This is a genomic window from Pseudomonas sp. Root71, assembly GCF_001429045.1.
Classification (GTDB): Bacteria; Pseudomonadota; Gammaproteobacteria; order Pseudomonadales; family Pseudomonadaceae; genus Aquipseudomonas; species Aquipseudomonas monachiensis.
Map to the genome: position 1 here is coordinate 261,495 of NZ_LMHY01000027.1, position 25,875 is coordinate 287,369.

The following is a 25,875-nucleotide window of genomic DNA, read 5'->3' on the forward strand; positions in this document are numbered from 1 at the left end:
GCAAACGCATACGTTTGACAGACGATCCGGATTCCCGCGCATTTATGACTGATGTTTCCCCAGGAAAGCCATCAGCCGGAGCACCCGGTTTTTTCCGGGTTGCACCTTGGGCGCGAATGCTATTCAACAAAGCAAATAAGGTGCAACCAGTTTCTCGAGAATAAGTTGCACCCAGTCGGAAATAAATTTCAAACCTGGTTTTTTGCTCCTTTTCGGAGCAAGAACGGAGGCTGACCAACCTAAAAAGCACCAAGCAGAGGCGGGACCGTGGTACCAGAATTTATTTCCTGACGAGCTGCGTAATATTCCGACAAAAAAAGGGTTGCACCCGGTTGCACCTCAACAGTCGCACGGCTAATCTTGCCGCCAGCTGATGCCACGCAGTCGTGGCAAACATGAGGATAAAAACATGGCTACCACCACCCTTGGGGTCAAACTTGACGACCCGACCCGCGAACGCCTCAAGGCCGCCGCGACCTCGATTGATCGCACGCCGCACTGGCTGATCAAGCAGGCAATCTTCAATTACCTGGAAAAACTCGAGGGTGGTGCAACCCTGTCCGAGCTGAACGGTTTGACCAAGGATTCCGACGACAGCGTCGATGCGCCTCTGGATCACGCCCACCAGTGCTTCCTCGAATTCGCCGAAAGCATCCTGCCGCAATCGGTACTGCGCGCCTCGATTACCGCCGCCTACCGTCGCCCTGAGCCGGAAGTCGTGCCGATGCTGATCGAGCAGGCTCGCCTGCCGGCACCGATGGCCGAGGCCACCAACAAACTCGCCGCCTCGATTGCTGAAAAACTGCGCAACCAGAAGAGCGCCGGCGGCCGTGCCGGCATCGTTCAGGGCCTGTTGCAGGAATTCTCCCTGTCGTCCCAGGAAGGTGTGGCGCTGATGTGCCTGGCCGAAGCGCTGCTGCGCATCCCGGACAAAGGCACCCGCGACGCCCTGATCCGCGACAAGATCAGCACCGGTAACTGGCACCCGCACCTGGGCAACAGCCCGTCGCTGTTCGTCAACGCCGCCACCTGGGGCCTGCTGCTGACCGGCAAGCTTGTGTCCACGCACAACGAAGCGGGCCTGACGTCGTCCCTGAGCCGCATCATCGGCAAGAGCGGCGAGCCGATGATCCGCAAGGGCGTCGACATGGCCATGCGCCTGATGGGCGAACAGTTCGTGACCGGCGAAACCATCGCCGAAGCCCTGGCCAACGCCAGCAAGTTCGAAGCCAAGGGCTTCCGCTATTCCTACGACATGCTGGGTGAAGCCGCACTCACCGAGCACGACGCCCAGAAATACCTGGCCTCGTACGAACAAGCCATCCACTCGATCGGCAAAGCCTCCCACGGTCGCGGGATTTATGAAGGCCCGGGCATTTCGATCAAGCTGTCCGCCCTGCACCCGCGCTACAGCCGCGCCCAGTACGAGCGCGTGATGGACGAGCTGTACCCGCGCCTGCTGTCGCTGACCCTGCTGGCCAAGCAATACGACATCGGCCTGAACATCGATGCCGAAGAAGCCGACCGCCTCGAACTGTCGCTGGATCTGCTCGAGCGCCTGTGCTTCGAGCCGCAACTGACTGGCTGGAACGGCATCGGCTTCGTGATCCAGGCTTACCAGAAGCGTTGCCCGTACGTAATCGACTACGTGATCGACCTGGCTCGCCGCAGCCGTCATCGCCTGATGATCCGCCTGGTAAAAGGCGCGTACTGGGACAGCGAAATCAAGCGCGCCCAGGTCGAAGGCCTGGAAGGCTACCCGGTCTACACCCGCAAGGTGTACACCGACGTTTCCTACATCGCTTGCGCCCGCAAGCTGCTGTCGGTACCGGAAGTCATCTACCCGCAGTTCGCCACGCACAACGCCCATACCCTGTCGGCCATTTATCACATCGCCGGTCAGAACTATTACCCGGGCCAGTATGAGTTCCAGTGCCTGCACGGCATGGGTGAACCGCTGTACGAACAGGTTGTAGGCAAAGTCTCCGAAGGCAAGCTGAACCGTCCGTGCCGCGTGTACGCTCCGGTCGGCACCCACGAAACCCTGCTGGCGTACCTGGTACGTCGTCTGCTGGAAAACGGCGCGAACACCTCGTTCGTCAACCGTATTGCCGACCAGTCGATTTCGATCCAGGAACTGGTGGCCGATCCGGTAGCCAGCATCGAGCAGATGGCGACCGTGGAAGGTGGTTTCGGCCTGCCGCACCCGCGCATTCCGCTGCCACGTGACCTGTACGGCTCCGAGCGCGCCAACTCCAGCGGCATCGACATGGCCAACGAACATCGTTTGGCGTCCCTGTCCTGCGCCCTGCTCGCCACCGCGCACAACCACTGGAAAGCGGCGCCGATGCTCGGTTGCGCCTCCAGCAGCGAAGCGCCGGCACCGGTCTTGAACCCGTCCGATCTGCGCGATGTGGTCGGCCATGTGCAGGAAGCGACCGTCGAAGACGTCGACAACGCGATCCAGTGCGCTCTCAACGCTGCGCCGATCTGGCAGGCCACCCCGCCAGCCGAACGCGCCGCGATCCTGGAACGTGCCGCCGATCTGATGGAAGCCGAGATCCAGCCGCTGATGGGCCTGCTGGCTCGCGAAGCCGGCAAGACCTTCGCCAACGCCATCGCCGAAGTGCGCGAAGCCGTGGACTTCCTGCGTTATTACGCGGTGCAGGCACGCAACGATTTCACCAATGACGCTCACCGTCCGTTGGGCCCAGTCGTATGCATCAGCCCGTGGAACTTCCCGCTGGCTATCTTCAGTGGCCAAGTGGCTGCTGCGCTGGCCGCTGGTAACCCTGTATTGGCCAAGCCTGCGGAACAGACTCCGCTGGTCGCGGCTCAGGCCGTGCGCCTGCTGCTCGAAGCCGGCATTCCGGAAGGCGTGCTGCAACTGCTGCCGGGTCGCGGTGAAACCGTCGGTGCCGGCCTGGTCGGCGACGATCGCGTCAAAGGCGTGATGTTCACCGGTTCCACCGAAGTCGCTCGCCTGCTGCAACGCAACATTGCCGGCCGCCTGGACAGCCAGGGCCGTCCGATCCCGCTGATCGCCGAAACCGGCGGCCAGAACGCAATGATCGTCGACTCCTCGGCGCTGACCGAACAAGTCGTGATCGACGTGGTTTCCTCGGCCTTCGACAGCGCCGGTCAGCGATGCTCGGCCCTGCGCGTCCTGTGCTTGCAGGAAGATTCCGCTGACCGTGTCATCGAAATGCTCAAGGGCGCGATGGCCGAAAGCCGTCTCGGCAACCCTGAGCGCCTGTCCGTGGACATCGGCCCGGTCATCGACGCCGAAGCCAAGGCTGGCATCGAGAAGCACATCCAGGCCATGCGCGACAAAGGTCGCAGCGTGTACCAGGTGGCCATCGCCGACGCTGAAGAGGTCAAACGCGGCACCTTCGTGATGCCGACCCTGATCGAACTGGAAAGCTTCGACGAGTTGCAGCGGGAGATCTTCGGCCCGGTGCTGCACGTGGTGCGCTATAAGCGCAAGGACATCGATCAACTGATCGGCCAGATCAACGCTTCCGGCTACGGCCTGACCCTGGGTGTGCACACCCGCATCGACGAGACCATCGCCAAGGTGATCGACAACGTCAACGCCGGTAACGTCTACGTCAACCGCAACATCGTCGGTGCAGTGGTCGGCGTGCAGCCATTCGGCGGCGAAGGCCTGTCGGGTACCGGCCCGAAAGCCGGTGGTCCGCTGTATCTGTACCGCCTGTTGTCGACCCGTCCTGCGGATGCGATCGAACAATCCTTCGCTCGTGGCGATGCTGCCGCAGCACCGGACGTTCGCCTGCGCGACGCCATGAGCAAACCGCTGAACGCCCTGAAAGCCTGGGCCGACAGCCACAAGCTCGCCGATCTGAGCACCCTGTGCGTACAGTTCGCCGCGCAATCGCAAAGCGGCATCACCCGCGTTCTGGCCGGCCCGACCGGCGAGCGCAACAGCTACGCGATCCTGCCACGCGAACACGTGCTGTGCCTGGCGGAAGTCGAAGGCGACCTGCTGACGCAACTGGCGGCGGTATTGGCAGTCGGTGGTTCGGCGGTATGGCCGGAAGCTGACATGACCAAGGCCTTGTTCGCACGTCTGCCGAAGGACATTCAGGCGCGCATCAAGCTGGTTTCCGACTGGAACAAGGACGAAGTGGTGATTGATGCGGTTGTGCATCACGGCCATTCCGATCAGTTGCGTGCGGTGTGCCAGCAGGTTGCCAAGCGTGCCGGTGCCATCGTTGGCGTGCAGGGCCTGTCGCAAGGCGAAACCAACATTGCGCTGGAACGCCTGGTGATCGAGCGGGCGTTGAGCGTCAACACGGCTGCGGCGGGGGGTAATGCCAGCCTGATGACGATCGGTTAAATCCGACAATCCGGGCACCTGCAACAGGTGCCCGGGTCAGCAACAATCCCTGTGGGAGCGAGCTTGCTCGCGATAGCGGCATAACAGTCGATAGTGATGTTGACTGTTATGGCCTCATCGCGAGCAAGCTCGCTCCCACAGTTGTTTTGTGGTGCCTGTTAAGGCTCTGCTCTGCCCCACCATCACGCTCATCAATCATGCTATTCAGCATAAATTCGCCAGCCTAGACTCGGCCCATTCCAATAAAAGGTAGGTCGCCATGTCCGAGACGTTGCTCAGTTCCCGCAATCTGGCTTTCGAGCTATATGAAGTCCTCGATGCCGAGGGCCTGACCCAGCGTGAGCGTTTCGCCGAGCACAATCGCGAGACCTTCGATGCGGCCATTGGCACCGCCCGCAGCATTGCCGAGAAGTTCTTCGCCCCGCACAACCGCAAGGGCGACGAGAACGAGCCGCGCTATGAGAACGGTCAGGCGATTCTGATTCCAGAGGTGAAACCGGCGGTGGATGCCTTCCTCGAAGCCGGTTTCCTCAACGCCGCGCGTAGTTTCGACGCTGGTGGCATGCAACTGCCTACCTTGCTGTCCCAAGCCTGTTTTTCGCACTTCCAGTCCGCCAACGCGGCTTCGACCTCTTATCCGTTCCTGACCATGGGCGCGGCCAACCTGATCGAAAGCTTCGGCACTGACGAACAGAAGCAGCGCTTCCTGCAACCGATGATCGACGGGCGCTTTTTCGGCACCATGGCCCTGACCGAACCCCACGCCGGCTCGTCACTGTCGGATATTCGTACCCGCGCGGAACCTGCGTCCGACGGCACTTATCGCCTCAAGGGCAACAAGATCTTCATTTCCGGTGGCGATCACCCGCTGTCGGAAAACATCGTGCACATGGTGCTGGCCAAGCTGCCGGACGCACCAGCCGGGGTGAAGGGCATTTCGCTGTTCATTGTGCCGAAATTCCTGGTCAACGATGACGGCAGCCTCGGCAAACGCAACGACGTGCTGCTCGCCGGTCTGTTCCACAAGATGGGCTGGCGCGGCACCACCTCTACCGCGCTGAATTTCGGCGATAACGGAGAATGTGTCGGCTATCTGGTGGGCAAGCCGCACCAGGGCTTGAGCTACATGTTCCAGATGATGAACGAGGCGCGCATCGGCGTCGGCATGGGCGCGGTGATGCTTGGCTACGCGGGCTATCTGTATTCGCTGGAATACGCCCGCGAGCGGCCGCAGGGTCGCGTGCCGGACAGCAAGGACCCGAACACCGCGCCGGTGGCGATCATCAATCACGCCGACGTCAAACGCATGTTGCTGACACAAAAGGCTTACGTCGAAGGTTCGTTTGACTTGGGGCTTTATGCGGCACGCTTGTTCGATGACACCACGACCCTTGCGACCGAAGCCGAACGCAAACAGGCCCATGAACTGCTGGACCTGCTGACGCCGATCGTCAAATCCTGGCCGTCGGAGTTCTGCCTGAAGGCCAACGAACTGGCGATCCAGATCCTCGGCGGCCACGGCTACACCCGCGAATACCCGGTGGAGCAGTATTACCGCGACAACCGCCTGAACCCGATCCACGAAGGCACCCACGGTATTCAGTCACTGGACCTGTTGGGTCGCAAACTGGCGCAGAATGGCGGCGCGGGACTCAAGCAACTGATCCGCCTGATCGCCGACACTGGCGAGCGAGCACAGGCGTTTGACTCATTGACGCCGCTGCGTGAACCGCTGGAAAAACTGGTTGCTCGTTTGCAAACCGTGACCATCGGCCTGCTGACCGACCTGGCCCAAGGCAAGGTCAACAGCAGCCTGGCGAACTCGGCGTTGTACCTGAAGGTGTTTGGTCACACGGTGATTGGCTGGCGCTGGCTGGAGCAGGCGATCCGTGCCGAGGAAGGTTTGGCCAAGGGTAGTGCGGCGGATGTGAGCTTCTATAAAGGCAAGCTGCAGGCGGCGCGGTATTTCCTGACGTGGGAAGTACCGGGCTGTCACCATGAGCTGGCGATTCTTGAGGCGCGGGATGATGTTTGCCTTGGGATGCAGGATGAGTGGTTCTGATCAGGTATAGATTGGTGTAATGGCCACAAAAAAGATCGCAGCCTTCGGCAGCTCCTACAGGGTGTATATCAGATCCATGTAGGAGCTGCCGAAGGCTGCGATCTTTTGATTTTGAGCTTCTAGCTCAGCTTGAACCCACCCATCTGCCGCGCCAGATCATCCGCCAAGCGCTGCAACGTCTGGCAATCATCCCGACAGGCCCTGACCTCCCCCGCCGTCGCCCGGGCCAGATCGGAAATGCCCTGCACGTTACGGTTGATCTCTTCTGTCACCGCCGATTGCTCTTCCGTCGCCGTCGCCACCTGATGGTTCATGTCGCTGATGCGCTCGACCTGCCCGGTAATCGCGGTCAACGAAGCCCCGGTGCGCTGGCTCGACTCAACACCCGTGCCCGTCGCCGCTTGCCCCGAATGCATCGAGGACACCGCATTCTCCGCGCCTTGCTTGAGGCTGCCGATCATCTGCTGGATCTCGTCGGTGGATGACTGTGTGCGTCGCGCCAACGTCCGCACTTCATCGGCCACCACGGCAAACCCGCGCCCCATGTCCCCGGCCCGCGCCGCTTCGATAGCGGCGTTGAGCGCCAGCAAATTGGTCTGTTCGGAAATCCCGCGAATCACCGCCAGCACCTGATCGATGGACGCCACCTGATGCGCCAACTCACCCACAGCACTGGCCGCGATGCCGATTTCGTCAGACATGCTTTCGATATGGCGGATCGAGCCACCCACCACTTCCCGCGCCTGCATCGCCTCATCCCGAGCGGTTTGCGACGCGACTGCTGCGTTGCCGGCATTCTGCGCGATTTCCTGAACGGTCAGGCCCATTTCATGGACAGCAGTGGCGACCATGTCGGTCATTTCCTGCTGGCGACCGGAACGTTCAGCGGTGTTATCCACAACCCTGGCCACCTGAACCACCGCCGTGCGCAGGCGTTCGCTGGTGGTCAGCACTTCACCAATCATGTCGCGCTGGCTGTCCAGGAACCGATTGAACCCACGGGCCAGGTCGCCCAGCTCATCGGCACGGCTGGAATCTAACCGGTGGGTCAAATCTCCACCACCGCTACCGATGGCAACCAGTGCCGCTGTTACCTGACGAATCGGCCGTACCAACCCACGGGCCAGCAGTACTACCAGCAACAGGCACACCAGCGCGACAGCCAGGCCGATCCCGCTGCTCACCCACATGGCGCGGCGGGCTTCGGCGTAGATCTGCGACTGTGGCACTTCGGCCACCAGGGTCCAGCCGAGATCGCGCAGCGGCAAGCTCAACGCCAGATAATCTTCGCCATCACGCTGGAAGCCACTGTTGGTGGCGGACGCTTTGGAGGTAGAGAGTTGCCCCATCACCGCTTGCGCTGCCGTAGCACCAATCTGCTCGGCCAAGGTACGTTTGCCGCTGAATTGCGCCTCGGGATGCACCTGGATCAAACCATCCGAACGCACGAGATAGACCTTGCCGCGCTCTCCGAAGCTGAAGTTGTGGATCAGCTCCGACAGCTCTTTCATGCTCAGGCCAAGACCCGCAACACCAACGATTTTGCCCGCCTGCTCCACCTTGAGATCGATGAAAAGCGCCAATTCTCCGGTCGCCGTGTCATTGTCGATATTGAGGGTGCGCGGCTGGTTGCTGTCGAGGAACGAGTAGAACCAGGCGTCTTTGGGATTGGAACGACTGAGGGTGCGGTCCAGGCCTTTTTCGCTGATGTAATGGCTGGACGCGGTGCCGATGATCAGCGCGGTAAAGGCTTTGTGCTCGGCGCGGATGCCTTCCAGGTACTGCGCGAAGCTTGCGGTTTGGGCACTGTCTTCACCCCCGGCCAACCAGTTGCGCACCATGCTGTTGCTGGCAATGTCCTTGGCAGCGGTGAGGGGTTGAACGAGGACCCGCTCGATATCGTTGCGCATCGCTTCGATGCTCGACGGCAAGGCTTGCTCGACCAGATAGCTCTGGGCGAGGCGGTTGACCACCAGGGTATAAATGCCAACCACGATCAGGATACTGACGAGCAGAGCGGTGCCCATGCTCAGGATCAACTGCCATTGAATACTGCGTCGCCAGAACTGCATGGAGCACCCCCAAAGAATAAGAGGCTGAAACACTGCAACAGCCGTGCCGATTGTATACAAGCCAACCGACAATTTATTCTTTGGTTGTGCGCAAAGCCGATCAGGCCTGATTGATCGTCTTGGAAATCACTTCAACCGTGGCGCTGACTTGCTCTTGGTAACGGTCGAGTTCGAGCTTGTGCTGCTTCTGCATTTCGATCTGCTGGGAGCACAGATTCATCGCCGCCAGCACCAGCAGTCGGTCACCGATCAGCGTCGGGTACTTCCTCTTGGTTTCGGCCAGGGCTGCCTTCAACATCATCGCGGCGTCCAGCAGGGTCTGTTCTTCCCCGGCCGGTGCCTTGATCGAATAGTCCTCCCCCAGGATCGAGACGACTTTTACCCCTGCGGCGTTGTAACTCATGCGCTGACAGGGCCTGCGCTGACGCGCTCAACCAGGGCCTGGATGCGAGCCGCCGTGGCGCCTTGCTTTTCTTCGTGCTCCATCAGGCTCAGTTGCAGGCTTTCGTTTTCATCTTTGGCCTGGGCCAGTTCCGCGGCCAGGTTCTGGTTCTGTTGCACCAGGTCGCTGACCAGTTGTTCCAATTGGCTAAGGGATGCTTCCAACATTTTGATTTTCCGGGCATTTTCAAAGGGCGCGTACGATAAAGAAAAGTCACCCTGGATGCCAGGGTTATACAGGCGCAAAGCCTTGATTTTGCTGACGAGTGACCTTTCTCGCGAACTGTAGAGACTGTGATTGCCCGATCTGGTTCCTGCACTTCGTCGCCACAAGGTGCAACCGGTGGAAACGAGACGCGCTCAAGACCTCAGTCCGGCGCTCTGTGATGACACAAAACCTTTTTGACAGCATCACATTTCAACAGGTTAGAATCGCTGGCACGCAGACTGCATGGTCAGTTTGCGCCCGCCTTTCAGCTTTTTGGAGTACTGCCTTTGAATGCGACGACCATCAACAGCCTGTTCTTGATCGGCGCGTTGCTGGTAGGTGCAAGCATTCTGGTGAGCTCACTTTCGTCCCGCCTCGGCATCCCGATTCTGGTGATCATCCTGGCCGTCGGCATGGTGGCCGGTGTCGATGGCGCCGGCATTCTTTTTGATAACTACCCCACGGCTTATCTGGTCGGCAACCTCGCACTGGCAGTGATCCTGCTCGACGGTGGCTTGCGCACCAGAGTGTCGAGTTTTCGCGTGGCGTTATGGCCGGCGCTCTCTCTGGCCACGGTCGGCGTGCTGATTACCACCGGGCTGACCGGCATGGCGGCCGCATGGCTGTTCAACCTGAATCTGATCCAGGGCCTGCTGATCGGCGCCATCGTCGGCTCCACCGACGCCGCCGCGGTGTTCTCGCTATTGGGTGGCAAGGGCCTGAATGAACGGGTAACCGCCAGCCTTGAAATCGAATCCGGCAGCAACGACCCGATGGCAGTGTTCCTCACCGTCACCCTGATCGACATGCTCGCCAGCGGCCAGACCGGCCTGCACTGGAGCCTGCTGACCCACTTGCTGCGCGAGTTCGGTATCGGCGGCGTCATCGGTCTTGGTGGCGGTTGGCTGATGCTGCAATTGGTCAACCGCATCAATCTGGCCACCGGTTTGTATCCGATTCTGGTCATCGCCGGCGGGTTGGTCGTCTTTGCCCTGACCAACGCCCTGCACGGCAGCGGCTTTCTGGCGGTGTACATCTGCGGCCTGGTAATCGGCAACCGTCCGGTGCGCAGCCGCCACGGCATCCTGCACATGCTCGACGGCATGGCCTGGCTGGCGCAGATCGGCATGTTCCTGGTGCTGGGGCTGCTGGTGACGCCTCACGACCTGCTGCCTATCGCCTTGCCGGCACTGGCCCTGGCGCTGTGGATGATTCTGTTTGCCCGGCCACTGTCGGTGATGGTTGGCCTGCTGCCGTTCAAGGCATTTCATGGTCGCGAGAAGGCTTTCATTTCCTGGGTCGGCCTGCGCGGCGCGGTCCCGATCATTCTCGCGGTGTTCCCGCTGATGGCCGGCCTGCCCAACGCCCAGCTGTACTTCAACCTCGCGTTCTTTATCGTGCTGGTGTCGCTGCTGGTTCAGGGCACGAGCCTGCCATGGGTCGCCAAGCTGCTAAAGGTGACGGTGCCCCCGGAGCCGGCGCCCATCTCCCGCTCGGCCCTGGAAGTACACGTCACCAGCGAGTGGGAGCTGTTCGTCTATCGCCTCGGCGCGGAAAAATGGTGCATCGGTTCGCCCCTGCGCGAGCTGAAAATGCCCGAAGGCACCCGTATCGCCGCTTTGTTTCGTGGCCAACAATTACTCCATCCGTCGGGTAGTACGGTACTAGAAGTCGATGATTTGCTGTGTGTTATCGGCCATGAACACAACCTGCCGGCCCTCGGAAAACTCTTCAGCCAAGCGCCGCAACGGGGCCTCGATCTGCGTTTCTTCGGCGACTTCGTACTCGAAGGAGACGCCCAGCTGGCCGCGGTTGCGGCACTGTATGGCCTGAAGGTCGAAGGCATCGATCCGGACATGTCCCTGGGCCACTTCATTGCCCAGAAGGTTGGGGGCGCGCCGGTGGTGGGTGACCAGGTGGAATGGAACAACACCATTTGGACCGTGGCCGTCATGGACGGGAACAAGATCGGTAAAGTGGGCGTCAGATTCCCCGAAGGAAGTCGCCCGGGTCCCGGACTCTTCCTCTAAACTGCTTCCACTATCACTTGCTTGACCGGTCTTTATGCCTAACCTGCGCTCCATTTTCGCCATTGCCCTTTTGGGTTTGAGTCTCTCTGTCGGCACCCTTGGTTTATCGCAAGCGGCGCAAGCGGCCGAACCGCCTTCCAGCGAAGCCGTGCAAGCGAGCCTGGACAAGATTTCCGACCGCAAACTGCCGGAAGCCGATCAGAAGGCCCTGCAATCGGTCCTGCAAGGCACGCTGAACCAGCTCAACAACAAGCGCGACTACGAGCAGAAGCTGATCGCGCTCAAGCAGCAATTGAGCAGTGCGCCCAAACAGACCATCGAGAACCAGCGTGAACTGACCCGCCTCAAGGCCAGTTCCGTGGTGCCGGTGGCGCAGCGTTTCGCCAAGGAACCGATCCAGCAGCTGGAACAATTGCTCACCGAGCGCTCCACCCAGCAAAGCGACCTGCAAAAGGCCCTGGCCGACGCCAACAGCCTGATCATCACCGCCCAGACTCGCCCCGAGCGCGCCCAGGCGGAGATATCCAGCAGCCAGACGCGCATTCAGCAGATCAACAACACCCTCAAGAACGGCAAAGACGCCGGCAAGACCCTGAGCCCCGAGCAGCGCGACCAGCTCAATGCCGAGCTGGCAGCGCTGAACGCCCTGATCCCGTTGCGGCGCCAGGAACTGGCCGGCAATACCCAGTTGCAAGACCTCGGCAACAGCCAGCATGACCTGTTGTCGGAGCGGTCCGACCGCCTGGATCGGGAAATCCAGGAACTGCAAACCCTGATCAACCAGAAGCGCCTGGCGTTGTCCCAGGAAACGGTCACCCAGCAATCCATCGAAGCGCAGAAGGCCGGCGGCAGCAGCCTTTTGGCCACCGAAAGCGCGGCCAACCTGAAGCTCTCGGACTACCTGCTCAAAAGCACCGACCGCCTGAACGAAGTCACCCAGCAGAACCTGCAGACCAAGCAGCAACTGGACAGCCTGACCCAGAGCGATGCGGCCCTGGACGAGCAAATCAACGTGCTCAAAGGCAGCCTGCTGCTCTCGAAGATTCTCTACAAACAGAAACAGGCGTTGCCGCGCCTGCGGCTCGACCGCAACCTGGCCGACCAGATCGCCGACATTCGCCTGTATCAGTTCGAAGTCAGCCAGCAACGGGAATTGCTGAGCAACCCGACCACCTACGTCGAAAACCTGCTGTCGACCCAACCCCCCGAGCAAGTCACGGCGCAGCTGCGCAAAAGCCTGATGGAACTGGCCACCACCCGCGCCGACCTGCTGGAGCGACTGAACCGCGAACTGAGTGCGGTGCTCAATGAATCCATCACCCTGCAACTGAACCAGAAGCAATTGCTCAGCACCGCGCAAAGCCTGCGGGCGACCCTGGATGAGCAGATGTTCTGGATTCCCAGTAACAAGCCGCTGGACCTGGAGTGGATTCACAGCGTGCCGGATCGCCTGCAGCGGCAACTCGATTCGCTGCCGGTACTGTCAAGCCTGAGCGAACTGACCGACGGCCTGACCCAGCGCCCACTGCTGTTTCTGCCACTGGCCCTGCTGATCGGCGCGTTGCTGTGGCGGCGCAAGAATCTGTACGCGCGACTGAACAAGGTTCACCAGGACATCGGTCACTTCAAGCGCGATAGCCAGTGGCACACGCCGCAGGCGATTCTGATCAACATTCTGCTGGCGATGCCGGTTTCCCTGGGCCTCGCCTTGTGCGGGCTGGCCTTGCAGATCGACGCCCGTGGACAGAACGCCAATATGGGCGCGGCGCTGCTGCAAATGGCCGGGGCCTGGCTGGTGTTCTACACCGCCTACCGGATCCTCGCGCCAGGTGGTGTGGCAGAACTGCATTTCCGTTGGGAAAAGCCCCAGGTGGAATTCCTGCGCAGATGGATCCGCCGCCTCGGTATCGTGGTGATGGCACTGGTGACCGTCGTCGCCGTTGCCGAACTGCAACCGGCGGCACTGGCCGATGACGTGCTCGGCATGCCGGTGGTGCTGATCTGCTACGCCTTGATGACCTTGCTGCTCAGCCGCCTGCTCAGCAGCAGCCCGACCCACGAAAACGCTTCGCTGTTCCGCAAACTGGTGGGGGTCCTGTTCACCGCCCTGCCCGTCGCCCTGTTCGTGGCGGTGTGCTTCGGCTACTACTACACCGCACTGAAGCTCAGCGACCGCTTGATCAACACCCTGTACCTGCTGATGTTCTGGCTGGTGATCGAAGCCACCTTCGTGCGCGGCCTCAGTGTGGCGGCGCGGCGCCTGGCCTACCAGCGCGCCCTGGCCAAGCGGCTGGCCGCCAAAGAGGCCGGCGATGGCGAAGCGGTGATCGAAGAACCGACGATGGACATCGAGAAGGTCAACGAACAGTCCCTGCGCCTGATCCGCCTGGCACTGCTCGGCGGCTTCATGGCGGCACTGTATTGGGTCTGGGCCGACCTGATCACGGTGTTCTCGTACCTGGACAACGTCACCCTCTACGAATACACCAGCGGTACCGGCGCCAACATGAGCATGGTACCGATCAGCATCGGCGACATGCTCGGCGCGCTGATCATCATCGGCATCACCTTCGCCCTGGCACGCAACCTGCCGGGCTTGCTCGAAGTGTTCGTGCTGTCGAAGCTGAATCTTGCCCAGGGCAGCGCCTACGCCACCACCACACTGCTGTCTTATGTGATCGCCGGCGTCGGTTTCGTCTCGACGCTGTCGACCCTCGGCGTGAGCTGGGACAAGCTGCAGTGGCTGGTGGCGGCCCTGTCGGTCGGCCTCGGTTTCGGCATGCAGGAGATCTTCGCCAACTTCATTTCCGGCATCATGATCCTGTTCGAACGCCCGGTGCGGATCGGTGACACCATCACCATCGGCAACCTGTCCGGCACCGTGAGCAAGATTCGCATCCGTGCCACGACCATCACCGACTTCGACCGCAAGGACATCATCGTCCCGAACAAGACGTTCATTACCGGGCAACTGATCAACTGGTCGCTGACCGACACCATCACCCGGGTGACCCTCAAGCTCGGCGTCGACTACGGCTCGGACCTGGACCTGGTGAAAGAGCTGCTGCTCAAGGCCGCACGGGATAACCCGCGCGTGCTGAAAGACCCGGAACCCCACGTGTACTTCCTCAACTTCGGCGAAAGCACCCTCGACCACGAGTTGCGCATGCACGTGCGCGATCTCGGCGACCGCAACCCGGTGCTCGACGAGGTCAACCGCTTCATCAACCGCGAGTTCAAGAAGCAGCACATCAACATCTCGTTCCGGCAGATGGAGGTCTACCTCAAGAACCTGCACGGCCAGGAATACAAGATGGTGCCGATCGAACCGGAAGCGAAAACCATCGTGCCGATCGTCGACGGCAAGCCAGCGCAAGAACCGCCCGCCGCCAAACTCGACTAACCGGACTTTCCCCAGCAGAATGCTCGGACATTCTGCTGGAGCCGGCCCTTGAAAGCCCTCGACGAACTCACTTTCGATAACCGCTTCGACCGCCTGGGCGATGCGTTTTCCGCCCATGTGCTGCCCGAGCCCATCGATAATCCGCGCCTGGTCGTGGCCAGCCCCGCCGCCATGGCGCTGCTGGACCTCGACCCGGCCGTGGCCGAAACCCCGGAGTTCGCCGAACTGTTCAGCGGCCACAAGCTCTGGGCCGACGCAATTCCAAGGGCGATGGTCTATTCGGGGCATCAGTTCGGTTCCTACAACCCGCAACTGGGCGACGGTCGTGGCCTGTTGCTCGGCGAGGTGTACAACGAGGCTGGCGAACACTGGGACCTGCACCTAAAAGGCGCCGGCCAGACGCCGTTCTCACGCATGGGCGATGGCCGGGCGGTACTGCGTTCGTCGATCCGCGAATTCCTCGCCTCCGAAGCCCTGAACGCGCTGAATATCCCGACCACCCGCGCCCTGTGCGTGATCGGCTCCGACACCCCGGTGTGGCGCGAAAAACAGGAGCGCGCGGCCATGGTCCTGCGCCTGGCGCCGAGCCATGTGCGCTTCGGGCACTTCGAATACTTCTACTACACCAAGCGCCCCGAGCAGCAGAAAGAGCTGGGTGATCACGTGCTGGCCATGCATTTTCCGCAGTGCCTGGAACAACCGGAGCCGTACCTGGCGATGTTCCGCGAAGTGGTGGAGCGCAATGCCGAACTGATCGCCAAATGGCAGGCGTATGGCTTCTGCCACGGGGTGATGAACACCGACAACATGTCGATCCTGGGCATCACCTTCGATTTCGGCCCGTTCGCCTTCCTCGACGACTTCGACGCCAACTTCATCTGCAACCACTCCGACGACCAGGGCCGTTACTCCTTCAGCAACCAGGTGCCAGTTGGCCAGTGGAACCTCAGCGCCCTGGCCCAGGCCCTGACGCCGTTCATCAGCGTCGAAGCCCTGCGCGAAACCCTCGGCCTGTACCTGCCGCTGTTCCAGGCTCATTACCTGGACCTGATGCGCCGCCGCCTCGGCCTGGCCACCGCGGAGGATGACGACCAGAAATTGCTGGAGAACCTGCTGCAACTCATGCAAAACAGCGGCGTCGACTACAGCCTGTTTTTCCGCCGCCTGGGTGATGAAGCACCGGAACAGGCCATCACCCGCTTGCGTGATGACTTCGTCGACCTCAAGGGCTTTGATGCCTGGGGCGAACTCTACGTCGCCCGGGTGGCACGTGAAGGCACGCTTGATCAACAGCAGCGCCGCCAGCGGATGCACGCGGTCAATCCGCTGTACATCCTGCGCAACTACCTGGCGCAGAAGGCCATCGAGGCGGCGCAGAACGGCGACTACTCGGAAGTCCGCCGGCTACACGCCGTGCTGAGCAATCCGTTCGAGGAACAACCGGGGATGCAAAGCTACGCCGAGCGACCACCGGAATGGGGCAAGCACCTGGAGATCAGTTGTTCGTCGTGAGGCACTGCACGATTGAAAATCTGCAGTCCTGTCTCCAGATAAGGATCATTCGCTTTCGACTGGACGTTTTGTCATGACCGACCCACTCCTCATCCCCTGCCCCCACTGCAACGGCCTCAACCGCATTCCCGCCGAGCGCCTGAACGACCACCCGAAGTGCGGGCGCTGCAAGGCTGAAGTCATGCTGAGCAAACCGTTTGAATTGAAACAAAGCGACTACGCCAGCCAGATCAAGGGCGATCTGCCGCTGCTGGTGGATGTGTGGGCGGACTGGTGCGGGCCGTGCAAGTCGTTTGCACCGGTGTTCGAGCAGGCGGCCGGGCAACTGGTGGGCAAGTGCCGACTGGCCAAGCTGGACAGCGAGGCGAACCAGCAGTTGTCGGCGCAATTGGGGATTCGCTCGATTCCGAGCCTGATCCTGTTCAAGAACGGCCGGGAAGTCGCCCGGCAGAGCGGGGCTTTTCCGTTACCGCAGTTGATGAGCTGGTTGCGTAGCCAGGGGATCTGAGACTGCCCGGAAAGATCGCAGCCTGCGGCAGCTCCTACAAGGACATCAGCGCCCAATCTGTAGGAGCTGCCGCAGGCTGCGATCTTTTGATCTTCAGGCGTTTTCCAGCAGGTTGTGCAACTCGACAAACTGCTGGGTCAGCTTGTGCCGCGGGTCGAGATGGATCAGTGGCGTATTGGCCTGGTGGGATTCGCGCATGCGTACCGAGCTGGCCAGGTACACCGGCAACACCGGCAGGCCTTCGGCGATCAGCTCATCGAGAATCTGCTGGGGCAGGCTGGCGCGGGCCTGGAACTGGTTGACGACAATGCCTTCGACTTCCAGGCCTTCGTTATGGTCGTCCTTCAACTCTTCGATTTCCGCCATCAGGCCATACAGTGCCTGGCGTGAAAAGCTGTCGCAATCGAAGGGAATCAATACACGATCAGCGGCAATCAACGCTGAAACCGCATAGAAGTTCAGCGCGGGCGGGGTGTCGAGGTAAATCCGGTCGTAGTCTTCGCTCAGCTCTTCAAGCAACTTACGCAGCTTGTTGATCTTGTGCTTGGCTTCAAGTTTTGGCTGCAAGTCCGCCAGTTCGGCGGTGGCGGTAATGACATGGAGGTTATCGAAGGGGGTTTCGTAGATGTCGACCTGATTCTTTTTGGAGAACGGCCCGGAAGACAGCGTCTGCTTGAAGAAATCGGCGATGCCCATCGGGATATCGCTACCGGTGAGCCCCGTCAGGTACTGAGTGGAGTTGGCCTGGGCATCGAGATCCACCAACAAGGTGCGAAAACCCTCGCTGGCACTGACCGCCGCCAGATTGCAGGCAATGCTGGATTTGCCAACGCCACCTTTCTGATTGAACACCACGCGCCGCATGTCAAAACCTCCGTGTATCAAAGAATGACCGAGTGTAGTGGTCCCCGGCATGGCTACGCTACCTCACCAGTGCAAGGACTACACAGTCAGTTGCCTTCTCCTGCTTGAAAGGCCCTGAACAGCCCGGCGATTCGACGCCAGAACTGACAGACGGAGTCATAATTCTGTGAATAATTACCAATCGTTCAATTTTTGCGAGCCAGTAGCTTCATCTTGCTGAGCAAAATGTAACCAGCATTTGCTACACGTTCCCGGCACCGGGATAATGCGCGCCACTCGGCGCCAAACGCCACGCAGGGTAAGTCCCGGCTTTCGGCCACTCCCCCGCGTCAAGTAAGCCCGTGAGGGTGGAATGAATGTCTGTGATCAACTTCAACATCGCCCAATGGCGCGCCTGGGCCCCTGGGCTTGATAGCGTGTCCGATTGGCAGGCCTGGTGCCGACAACCGGTTGTGCTGCCGGACAGCGATGCCGCTCCCGACGTTTCCTTTCTGCCGGCCATGCAGCGTCGGCGGCTCAGCCGTCTGGCGCGCATGGCATTCAGTGTCGGCTGGCCATTGGCCGAAGGTCGGCAGGATCTGCCATTGGTCTTTGTTTCCCGTCACGGCGAAACGCCCCGCACGATCGAGATCCTCAGCGACCTGGCCACCGATCAACCGCTGTCGCCAACCCGCTTCAGCTTGTCGGTGCATAACGCGATCATTGGCCTGTGGTCGATCATGCGTGGTGAAACCAGCGAAATGACCGCCCTGGCCGCCGCAGGCGATGGCCTGGAACATGGCATGCTCGAAGCTGCCGCGCTGCTGGCTGAAGGCGCTGACGCGGTACTGCTGGTAGTCACCGAAGAGCGGCCGCCCGAGGCTTACTCGACCTGGATCGACGACGTACCGTTCCCTTATGCCGTCGGCCTGCTGATCACGCCCGGCACCGACTGGCGGTTGTCCCTGAACAGCCCCCCGGATGCGTTGTCCAAATCCCGCTGGCCCCACGCGCTGAATCTGCTGCGTACGCTGCTCGGCCAGCAAACCACCTGCCAACATGCCTGGAAAAATCGTGTATGGACCTGGCAACGCAACCCGTGACCGAGAAAAACCGCGACGCCTACCACTGGCGCTTACTGGCCACCGCCGCGAGCTTTGCCCTGTTCGGGTTGGGCGGGCTGTGCCTGCGCCTGGTGATTTTCCCTGTGCTGAACTGCCTGCCGGGCGACGCCCGGACCCATCGGCTGCGGGCCCGGCAAACGGTCAGCCGCTGTTTCTGGATTTTTGTGCGTTTCATGGCCCGTACCGGGGTACTGACCTATAACATTGAAGGCGCGGAAAAACTCGGTCGTCCCGGGCAAATGATCATTGCCAATCACCCATCGCTGATCGACGTGGTCTTTCTGATCGGTCTGGTGCGTCACGCCAACTGCGTGGTCAAGCAAAGCCTCTGGGAAAACCCTTTCACTCGCGGGCCGCTGCGCTGCACCGAATACATCAGCAACGACGGCAGCATGGACATGCTCGACGCGGCTGCCGACGCGCTGAAAGACGGCCAGACCCTGATCATTTTCCCGGAAGGTACGCGCACCCGACCCGGCCAGCCGCCGGCCTTTCATCGGGGCGGCGCGGCAATCGCCCTGCGGGGTGCGAAAATCCTCACCCCGGTCATTATCAAAGTCAGCCCGACCACATTGACCAAGGCCGAGCCCTGGTATCGCATCCCCAAGCGGCGCGTGCACTTCAGTTTTCGGGTCGAGGCCGATATAGACCCACAGACCTTCGCCACGCAGGGGCCGGCTCCGCAGGCCTCGCGCAAGCTCAACGATTATCTACATTCTTACTTTATTAAGGAGCTCGCCGAAGATGAGCGATCTGCACCGTGATATCAAAATGCTTATCATCGACGCCCTTGGCCTGGAAGACATCAGTGCCGACGACATCGGCAATGAGCAGACCCTGTTCGGCGAAGGCCTGGGCCTGGACTCGGTGGACGCCCTGGAACTGGGCCTGGCCATCCAGAAAAAATACGGCATCAAGATCGACGCCGATGCCAAGGACACGCGCAATCACTTCAGTAACGTGGCGAGCCTTGCGGCGTTCGTCATTGCAAAACAGGCAGCTTGAGACCGGACCATGCAAACTCGTGACGACATTTTCAACACCCTGCGCGATGCCTTGGTCGAGCTTTTCGAGCTGGACCCTGAGCGTGTGAGCCTGGAATCCAACCTGTATCAGGACCTGGAAATCGACAGCATCGACGCGGTCGACCTGATTGATCACATCAAACGTCAGACCGGCAAGAAAATCGCCGCCGAAGAATTCAAATCGGTGCGTACCGTCAGTGACGTGGTCGAGGCGGTCTACCGTCTGGTTCAACCGGCCGCATGAATCGACTGATTGGCCTCGGCCTGCTGCTGGCGGGCCTTTTGTATCCCTTTGCGGTGTATTTCGGCATGGAGCATTTCGCCCCGTGGCAGTTCGGGATGCTGCTGGGCGCACTGTGGCTGGGCCGGGCGCTGACCGGCAAGCGACGGCCTGGCAGCCGGTGGATGGCCACGGTGGCCATTATGTTCTGCCTGTTGCTGGCACTGTTCGACAGCCCGGCGCTGTTGCGCTGGTATCCGGTGCTGATCAGCAGTTTCATGCTGGCGCTGTTCGGATCGAGCCTGATATTCGGCCCACCGATCGTTGAACGCCTGGCCCGGGTACGCGAGCCGCATTTGCCCGCCAAGGGTATTCGCTACACCCGTCAGGTAACCATCGCCTGGAGCGTTTTTTTTCTATGCAACGGTTTGTGTGCCGCCGCCCTGACACTCTGGGCGCCGCTGAGCTGGTGGACGCTGTACACCGGGCTGATTTCCTACGGATTGATAGGCCTGATGTTTGCCATTGAATGGCTCATACGACAAAGGGTACGAGGCCGCCCATGAATTGGATAAAACTTGAGCACCTGCTGCTCAAGGCTCAGCCTGAGCGTGCCGTAACGACCGCCCCGGCACTGGATCACGCCCGACTGTGCGAACAGGCACTGCGCCTGGCCGCTGGCCTGCAAGCCCGGGGTGTGCGGCAGATGGCCGTGCACCTTGAGGATGCCGCCGACCTGGCGATTGCCCTGTTCGGTGCCTGGCGTGCCGGAGTCAGTGTGCTGCTGCCGTCCGACCTGCAACCCCAGACCCGCCAACGCTGGTCAGGTGAAGTCGATCTGTGGCTGAGCGATCAGCCCGACGATGCGCACCTTGGCGACCTACAACAGCAGCCACTGAGTGCCGCCGCCCTGGACCTGGATAACTGCCGACTCAGCCTGTGCACCTCCGGCTCGAGTGGCGAACCCAAGCGCATCGAAAAAAACCTGCGCCAACTGGCCAATGAAGTCGAAGTCCTGGAACAGCTGTGGGGCGCCGACCTGGGCCCGGCATGCATCATTGGCAGCGTCGCCACCCAGCACATCTACGGTCTGCTGTTCCGGGTGCTGTGGCCGCTATGCGCCGGGCGCCCGTTCGTACGTCGGCAGTTGGCCTTTCCGGAAGACCTGCAACGCGCCAGCCGCGAGCACCCGGCCTTCGCCTGGGTGGCCAGCCCGGCGCTGCTCAAGCGCATGGGCGACAACCTCGACTGGCCTGCCTTGAGTTCCGTACGCCGGGTGTTTTCCTCCGGCGGCGCATTGCCGGTCGAGGCTGCACAGAGCCTGCATGAGCGTCTGGGGCAATGGCCAACGGAGATCTTCGGTAGTTCGGAAACCGGTGGAATCGCCTGGCGTCAGGGCGCGGAACTCTGGCAGCCCTTTGCCGGTGTCACGCTGACCCAGGACAGTGACGGTGCACTGCTGATCGCTTCGCCGTATTTGCCCCATGGCCATGTCGAACACACGGCCGATGCCGTGCGTATCTCTGTCGACGGTCGTTTCGAATTGCTTGGGCGACTGGACCGGATCGTCAAGCTGGAAGAAAAACGCATCTCGCTGCCGATGCTGGAACAAGCGCTGACGGCCCATGAATGGGTCATCGAAGCGCGGCTCGGTGTCGTTCAGGAAAACCGCGCCTCCCTGGGGGCATTGCTGGTGCTGAGCGATGCCGGTCTGCATGTGCTGCGCAATCAGGGGCGACGCAGCCTCACCGAGCAATTGCGCCAGCACCTGAGCCAACACTGCGAAGCCCTGGCCCTGCCAAGACGCTGGCGCCTGCTGCGCCAACTGCCGCTGAACGCTCAGGGCAAACTGCCCCAGGCCGACGTCGACGCCCTGCTGTTGGCGCCGCGCCCCAAGGCGCCCGAAGTGCTGGAACAAACCGAAAGCGATGGCGAGTGGAGCCTGCAACTGGCGGTGCCACCGGACCTGGCCTATTTCAGCGGACACTTCCCCACGGCGCCGGTGTTGCCTGGCGTGGTGCAGGTGGACTGGGCGCTGAGCCTGGGCCGGCAATTGATGAACCTGCCGAAAAAATTTGCCGGCATGGAAGTCTTGAAGTTCCAGCAACTGGTGCGCCCGGGAGATGAAATCCAGCTGCACCTGCGCTTCGACCCGGCCCGCGGCAAATTGTATTTCACCTATCGCGACGAAACCGCCACCTGCTCCAGCGGGCGGATCTTGCTGGAGGCGGCGCATGCATAAGCCGGGTGAGTGCTGCGCACTCAATCGCGAGCAGGCTCGCTCCCACACTGGATTTGTGAACGACACAGCCCCCCTGTGGGAGCGGCGGTGCGACGATTCGACTTGCTCGCGAAGCAGGCACCTCGGTCTTTCAGGTGTACACCAACATGCATAGCCCCTGCGCCATCGTCCCGGTGTATAACCACGAAACAGCCATTACCACGGTGGTCGATGCGCTGATCGCCAGCCATCTGCCGTGCATCCTGGTGGACGATGCCAGCAGCCCGCGTTGCGCCCGGGTGCTGGATCGCCTGGCCCAGCGTGAAATGGTTTACCTGATCCGCCTGGCCGAAAACCAGGGCAAGGGTGGCGCGGTCATGACCGGTTTGCGCGAAGCTTCGCGCCTGGGTTTCAGCCATGCCTTACAGGTGGACGCCGATGGCCAGCACGATTTGCAGGACGTCCAACGCTTCATCGAACAGTCACGCCGCTACCCACAAGCGTTGATTTGCGGTTATCCGCAATATGACGCCAGCGTGCCGAAAGGCCGTTTGTATGCACGCTACCTGACTCACGTCATGGTCTGGATCAACACCCTGTCGTTGCAGATTCGCGACTCCATGTGCGGTTTCCGGGTCTACCCTTTGGCACCGGTCCTGGCGTTGATCGAGTCAGCAAAAATCGGCAAGCGCATGGACTTCGACTCGGACATCCTGGTGCGCCTGTCCTGGCGCAATCAGCCGATGTTATGGCTGCAAACCAAGGTCCATTACCCGCTGGACGGCGTTTCGCACTTTCGGATGTTCCACGACAACGTCCTGATTTCCAGCATGCACACGCGGCTGTTCTTCGGCATGTTGCTGCGTGCGCCAGTGATCCTCTGGCGACGGTGGCGGGCATGAGTGCAGACAAGCAACACTGGGCCGACCGCAAAGAACGGGGCAGTTTCTGGCTGATGAAGCTCACCGCGTTCGGCGCCAAAGTGCTGGGCCGTCGAGTACTGAGCCCAGTGTTGTACGGCATCGTCCTGTACTTTTTCCTGTTCGGTCGCAGCGCCCGACACAGTGCCTGGCAATACCAGCAACGGCTGGCCGACTGGAGCGGTCGCAGCGAATTGCGCCCGAGCCATTGGCGGGTGTTCGGCCAGTTCATGGCTTTCGCCGATTCGATGCTCGACAAACTCGACGTCTGGAACGGCAAGCTGAGCATCGAACAAATCGAAATCATCGACCCGGCGCTGCTGCGTGACCAGCTGCGCGGTGCCCGCGGGCAGATGCTGGTGGGCGCACACCTGGGCAATCTGGAAGTCTGCCGCGCACTGGCGGAGATCGGCGAAAAGGTCACGATGAACGTGCTGGTGCACACCAAGCACGCCGAACAGTTCAACCGTTTACTGGGTGAAGCCGGGGCGACCAATTTGCGCTTGATCCAGGTCAGCGAACTGGACCCCGGGATCATGCTGCAACTGAGCGAGCGCCTGGAGCGTGGCGAGTGGCTGGCGATCGCCGGCGACCGCGTGCCGCTGCATGGCGGACGCTGCGCGACCGTGGACTTCCTCGGTCATTCGGCCAGGTTCCCCCAGGGCCCGTGGTTGCTGGCCGGCCTGCTGAAATGCCCGGTCAACCTGCTGCTGTGCCTGAAAAAGCCCGACGGTGACTATCGACTGACCATCGAGCCGTTCGCTGAGGCAATCACCTGGAAACGTACTGACCGCGAACAGGTCATTCATCAGTGGGCCTCCCGCTACGCCGAACGCTTGGGTCACTATTGCCTTGAAGCGCCCCAACAATGGTTCAACTTTTACCCTTTCTGGAAGACCGATGACGACGCCAACGCTTGAGCCGGTAACCTTCGGCGAACGCCCTTTGCGCATAGAAGATGTGCTGGCACTGGCCAACCGCAAAGTGCCGACGCTGTTGCAAAGCGATCCCGCCTACCGCGAGCGCATCGCCAAGGGCGCGCGTTTTCTGGACTCTCTGCTGGACAAGGAAGGCGTGATCTACGGCGTGACCACCGGTTACGGCGACTCTTGCGTGGTCGCGGTGCCGCTGCATCACGTCGAGGCGCTGCCCCGTCACCTGTACACCTTCCACGGCTGTGGCCTGGGCAAACTGCTCGACGCCCAGGCCACCCGCGCGGTACTGGCGGCGCGTTTGCAGTCGTTGTGCCACGGTGTTTCCGGAGTGCGGGTGGAGCTGCTGGAGCGCCTGCAGGCGTTCCTTGAACACGACATCCTGCCGCTGATTCCAGAGGAAGGCTCGGTGGGCGCCAGTGGTGACCTGACGCCGCTTTCGTACGTGGCCGCCACGCTGTCCGGTGAACGCGAGGTGATGTTCCGCGGCGAGCGCCGGCAAGCTGCCGATGTGCACCGCGAACTCGGCTGGCAGCCACTGGTGTTGCGTCCGAAAGAAGCCTTGGCGCTGATGAATGGCACCGCAGTGATGACCGGGCTGGCCTGCCTGGCGTACGCCCGCGCCGATTACCTGCTGCACCTGGCCACGCGCATTACCGCGCTGAACGTGGTCGCCCTGCAAGGCAACCCGGAGCACTTCGACGAGCGCCTGTTCGCCGCCAAGCCACACCCGGGGCAGATGCAGGTCGCCGCGTGGTTGCGCGAGGATCTGGCCATCGACGCGCCCACCGCGCCCTTGCATCGTCTGCAAGATCGCTACTCCCTGCGTTGCGCCCCCCATGTGCTGGGCGTACTGGCCGACAGCCTGAACTGGCTGCGCTCATTCATCGAGATCGAGCTCAACAGTGCCAACGACAACCCGATCATCGACGCCGAGGCCGAGCGAGTGCTGCACGGTGGGCACTTCTACGGAGGCCACATCGCCTTCGCCATGGACAGCCTGAAAAACCTCGTGGCCAACGTCGCCGACCTGTTGGATCGACAACTCGCGCTGCTGGTGGACGAGCGCTACAACCATGGCTTGCCGAGCAACCTGTCGGGTGCCACGGCCGACCGCGCCATGCTCAACCACGGCTTCAAGGCGGTGCAGATCGGCACCAGCGCCTGGACTGCCGAAGCCCTGAAGAACACCATGCCGGCCAGCGTCTTCTCGCGCTCCACCGAATGCCACAACCAGGACAAGGTCAGCATGGGCACCATCGCCGCCCGGGATGCGATCCGCGTGCTGGAACTCACCGAACAAGTGGCGGCCGCCACGCTGCTGGCGGCCAATCAGGGCGTCTGGCTGCGCGGCCAGGCCGAAGATGCACGCCCCCTGCCACCCGCTTTGGCGACCATGCACGAAGCCTTGGCCAAGGACTTCCCACCGGTCATCGAAGACCGCGCGCTGGAAGGCGAATTGCGCCTGTGCCTGCAACGCATCGCCGAACAACACTGGAGGCTGCATGCGTAGCAAGGGATTTCTCTACACCGACACGGAAATCGTCGTACCGTTCTTTGACGTCGACAGCATGCACGTGGTCTGGCACGGCCATTACGTCAAATACCTGGAGGTGGCCCGCTGTGCGCTGCTGGACAAGATCGGCCACAACTACACGGCGATGAACGAATCCGGCTATGCCTGGCCGGTGATCGACCTGCAATTGCGCTACGTGCGCGGCGCGGTGTTCGGCCAGACGCTCAACGTGCGCGCCAACCTGGTGGAGTGGGAGAACCGCTTGAAGATCAACTACCTGATCAGCGACCTGCAAACCGGTGAGCGCCTGACCCGAGCCATGTCGGTACAGGTGGCCGTCGACATCGCCAGCCGCGAGATGCAACTGGCCTCGCCGACAGTGTTCACCGACGCGGTTGAGAGGGTACTGGGATGATCGATATTTCCCTTGAGACCAGCCGCCCCGCCTGTGGCGAGCGAGCTTGCTCGCGCTCGAGTG

The 25,875-nt window shown here is 61.4% G+C and carries 20 protein-coding genes and 1 pseudogene; 16 read left to right on the forward strand and 5 right to left on the reverse strand.

Annotated elements, in window-relative coordinates:
* The first annotated feature begins 409 nt into the window (after window positions 1-409).
* Complete coding sequence (gene putA / locus ASD95_RS21650; RefSeq protein ID WP_056725582.1) at window positions 410-4,360, forward strand: trifunctional transcriptional regulator/proline dehydrogenase/L-glutamate gamma-semialdehyde dehydrogenase; 3,951 nt, start codon at window positions 410-412, stop codon at window positions 4,358-4,360.
* A 259-nt stretch (window positions 4,361-4,619) separates the two neighbouring features.
* Window positions 4,620-6,422, forward strand: a complete 1,803-nt coding sequence (locus ASD95_RS21655) for an acyl-CoA dehydrogenase (RefSeq protein WP_056725583.1) — start codon at window positions 4,620-4,622, stop codon at window positions 6,420-6,422.
* A 119-nt stretch (window positions 6,423-6,541) separates the two neighbouring features.
* On the opposite strand, the gene ASD95_RS30405 is transcribed toward ASD95_RS21655, so the two are convergent.
* The 4 genes and pseudogenes from ASD95_RS30405 to ASD95_RS21670 all read right to left on the reverse strand — a co-directional run bounded on the left by ASD95_RS30405 (window position 6,542) and on the right by ASD95_RS21670 (window position 9,103).
* Window positions 6,542-7,387, reverse strand: a complete 846-nt coding sequence (locus ASD95_RS30405) for a methyl-accepting chemotaxis protein (protein WP_411741803.1) — start codon at window positions 7,385-7,387, stop codon at window positions 6,542-6,544.
* An 18-nt stretch (window positions 7,388-7,405) separates the two neighbouring features.
* Window positions 7,406-8,494, reverse strand: a pseudogene (locus ASD95_RS30410) (HAMP domain-containing protein); the annotation flags it as partial.
* A 100-nt stretch (window positions 8,495-8,594) separates the two neighbouring features.
* Window positions 8,595-8,897, reverse strand: a complete 303-nt coding sequence (locus ASD95_RS21665; RefSeq protein ID WP_007981180.1) for a cell division protein ZapA — start codon at window positions 8,895-8,897, stop codon at window positions 8,595-8,597.
* Window positions 8,894-9,103, reverse strand: coding sequence for a hypothetical protein (locus ASD95_RS21670; RefSeq protein WP_056725587.1), 210 nt, complete (start codon window positions 9,101-9,103; stop codon window positions 8,894-8,896). The genes ASD95_RS21665 and ASD95_RS21670 overlap by 4 nt, the downstream gene beginning before the upstream one ends.
* Window positions 9,104-9,430: 327 nt before the next feature.
* On the opposite strand from ASD95_RS21670, the gene ASD95_RS21675 reads away from it, so the two are divergent.
* From ASD95_RS21675 to trxC, 4 genes are all read left to right on the forward strand, one after another.
* A complete protein-coding gene (locus ASD95_RS21675; protein WP_056725589.1) occupies window positions 9,431-11,173 on the forward strand; it encodes a potassium/proton antiporter in 1,743 nt (580 codons plus the stop codon).
* A 34-nt stretch (window positions 11,174-11,207) separates the two neighbouring features.
* The gene (mscK, locus tag ASD95_RS21680) at window positions 11,208-14,576 is read left to right on the forward strand and encodes a mechanosensitive channel MscK (RefSeq protein WP_056725591.1); all 3,369 of its coding nucleotides are present in this window, start codon (window positions 11,208-11,210) and stop codon (window positions 14,574-14,576) included.
* A gap of 48 nt (window positions 14,577-14,624) precedes the next feature.
* Window positions 14,625-16,088, forward strand: coding sequence for a protein adenylyltransferase SelO (gene selO / locus ASD95_RS21685; RefSeq protein WP_056725593.1), 1,464 nt, complete (start codon window positions 14,625-14,627; stop codon window positions 16,086-16,088).
* Window positions 16,089-16,161: 73 nt separating this feature from the next.
* Complete coding sequence (trxC, locus tag ASD95_RS21690; RefSeq protein WP_056725595.1) at window positions 16,162-16,596, forward strand: thioredoxin TrxC; 435 nt, start codon at window positions 16,162-16,164, stop codon at window positions 16,594-16,596.
* 93 nt (window positions 16,597-16,689) lie between these two features.
* On the opposite strand, the gene ASD95_RS21695 is transcribed toward trxC, so the two are convergent.
* Window positions 16,690-17,460 (reverse strand): ParA family protein, encoded by a 771-nt coding sequence (locus ASD95_RS21695; protein ID WP_015093167.1) that lies wholly within the window; start codon window positions 17,458-17,460, stop codon window positions 16,690-16,692.
* A 356-nt stretch (window positions 17,461-17,816) separates the two neighbouring features.
* On the opposite strand from ASD95_RS21695, the gene ASD95_RS21700 reads away from it, so the two are divergent.
* The 10 genes from ASD95_RS21700 (at window position 17,817) to ASD95_RS21745 (ending at window position 25,812) form a co-directional block, all read left to right on the forward strand.
* The gene (locus ASD95_RS21700) at window positions 17,817-18,542 is read left to right on the forward strand and encodes a beta-ketoacyl synthase chain length factor (protein WP_056725598.1); all 726 of its coding nucleotides are present in this window, start codon (window positions 17,817-17,819) and stop codon (window positions 18,540-18,542) included.
* Window positions 18,518-19,327, forward strand: a complete 810-nt coding sequence (locus ASD95_RS21705) for a lysophospholipid acyltransferase family protein (protein ID WP_056725599.1) — start codon at window positions 18,518-18,520, stop codon at window positions 19,325-19,327. Before ASD95_RS21700 ends, ASD95_RS21705 begins: the two co-directional genes overlap by 25 nt.
* Complete coding sequence (locus tag ASD95_RS21710; RefSeq protein ID WP_056725601.1) at window positions 19,308-19,568, forward strand: phosphopantetheine-binding protein; 261 nt, start codon at window positions 19,308-19,310, stop codon at window positions 19,566-19,568. The genes ASD95_RS21705 and ASD95_RS21710 overlap by 20 nt, the downstream gene beginning before the upstream one ends.
* Before the next feature lie 9 nt (window positions 19,569-19,577).
* Window positions 19,578-19,832: an acyl carrier protein gene (locus ASD95_RS21715; protein ID WP_007992314.1), complete on the forward strand. Its 255-nt coding sequence runs from the start codon at window positions 19,578-19,580 to the stop codon at window positions 19,830-19,832.
* Complete coding sequence (locus ASD95_RS21720) at window positions 19,829-20,374, forward strand: hypothetical protein (RefSeq protein WP_056725603.1); 546 nt, start codon at window positions 19,829-19,831, stop codon at window positions 20,372-20,374. The genes ASD95_RS21715 and ASD95_RS21720 overlap by 4 nt, the downstream gene beginning before the upstream one ends.
* The gene (locus tag ASD95_RS21725) at window positions 20,371-22,050 is read left to right on the forward strand and encodes an acyl-CoA synthetase family protein (protein ID WP_056725604.1); all 1,680 of its coding nucleotides are present in this window, start codon (window positions 20,371-20,373) and stop codon (window positions 22,048-22,050) included. Before ASD95_RS21720 ends, ASD95_RS21725 begins: the two co-directional genes overlap by 4 nt.
* A 146-nt stretch (window positions 22,051-22,196) precedes the next feature.
* Window positions 22,197-22,931 (forward strand): glycosyltransferase family 2 protein, encoded by a 735-nt coding sequence (locus tag ASD95_RS21730; protein WP_056725616.1) that lies wholly within the window; start codon window positions 22,197-22,199, stop codon window positions 22,929-22,931.
* Window positions 22,928-23,869 carry an LpxL/LpxP family acyltransferase gene (locus ASD95_RS21735; RefSeq protein WP_056725620.1) on the forward strand — a complete coding sequence of 314 codons (942 nt, stop codon included), beginning with the start codon at window positions 22,928-22,930 and terminating at the stop codon, window positions 23,867-23,869. The genes ASD95_RS21730 and ASD95_RS21735 overlap by 4 nt, the downstream gene beginning before the upstream one ends.
* Complete coding sequence (locus tag ASD95_RS21740) at window positions 23,850-25,394, forward strand: HAL/PAL/TAL family ammonia-lyase (RefSeq protein WP_056725628.1); 1,545 nt, start codon at window positions 23,850-23,852, stop codon at window positions 25,392-25,394. Before ASD95_RS21735 ends, ASD95_RS21740 begins: the two co-directional genes overlap by 20 nt.
* Window positions 25,387-25,812: an acyl-CoA thioesterase gene (locus ASD95_RS21745; protein ID WP_056725634.1), complete on the forward strand. Its 426-nt coding sequence runs from the start codon at window positions 25,387-25,389 to the stop codon at window positions 25,810-25,812. Before ASD95_RS21740 ends, ASD95_RS21745 begins: the two co-directional genes overlap by 8 nt.
* The last annotated feature ends 63 nt before the right edge of the window (window positions 25,813-25,875 follow it).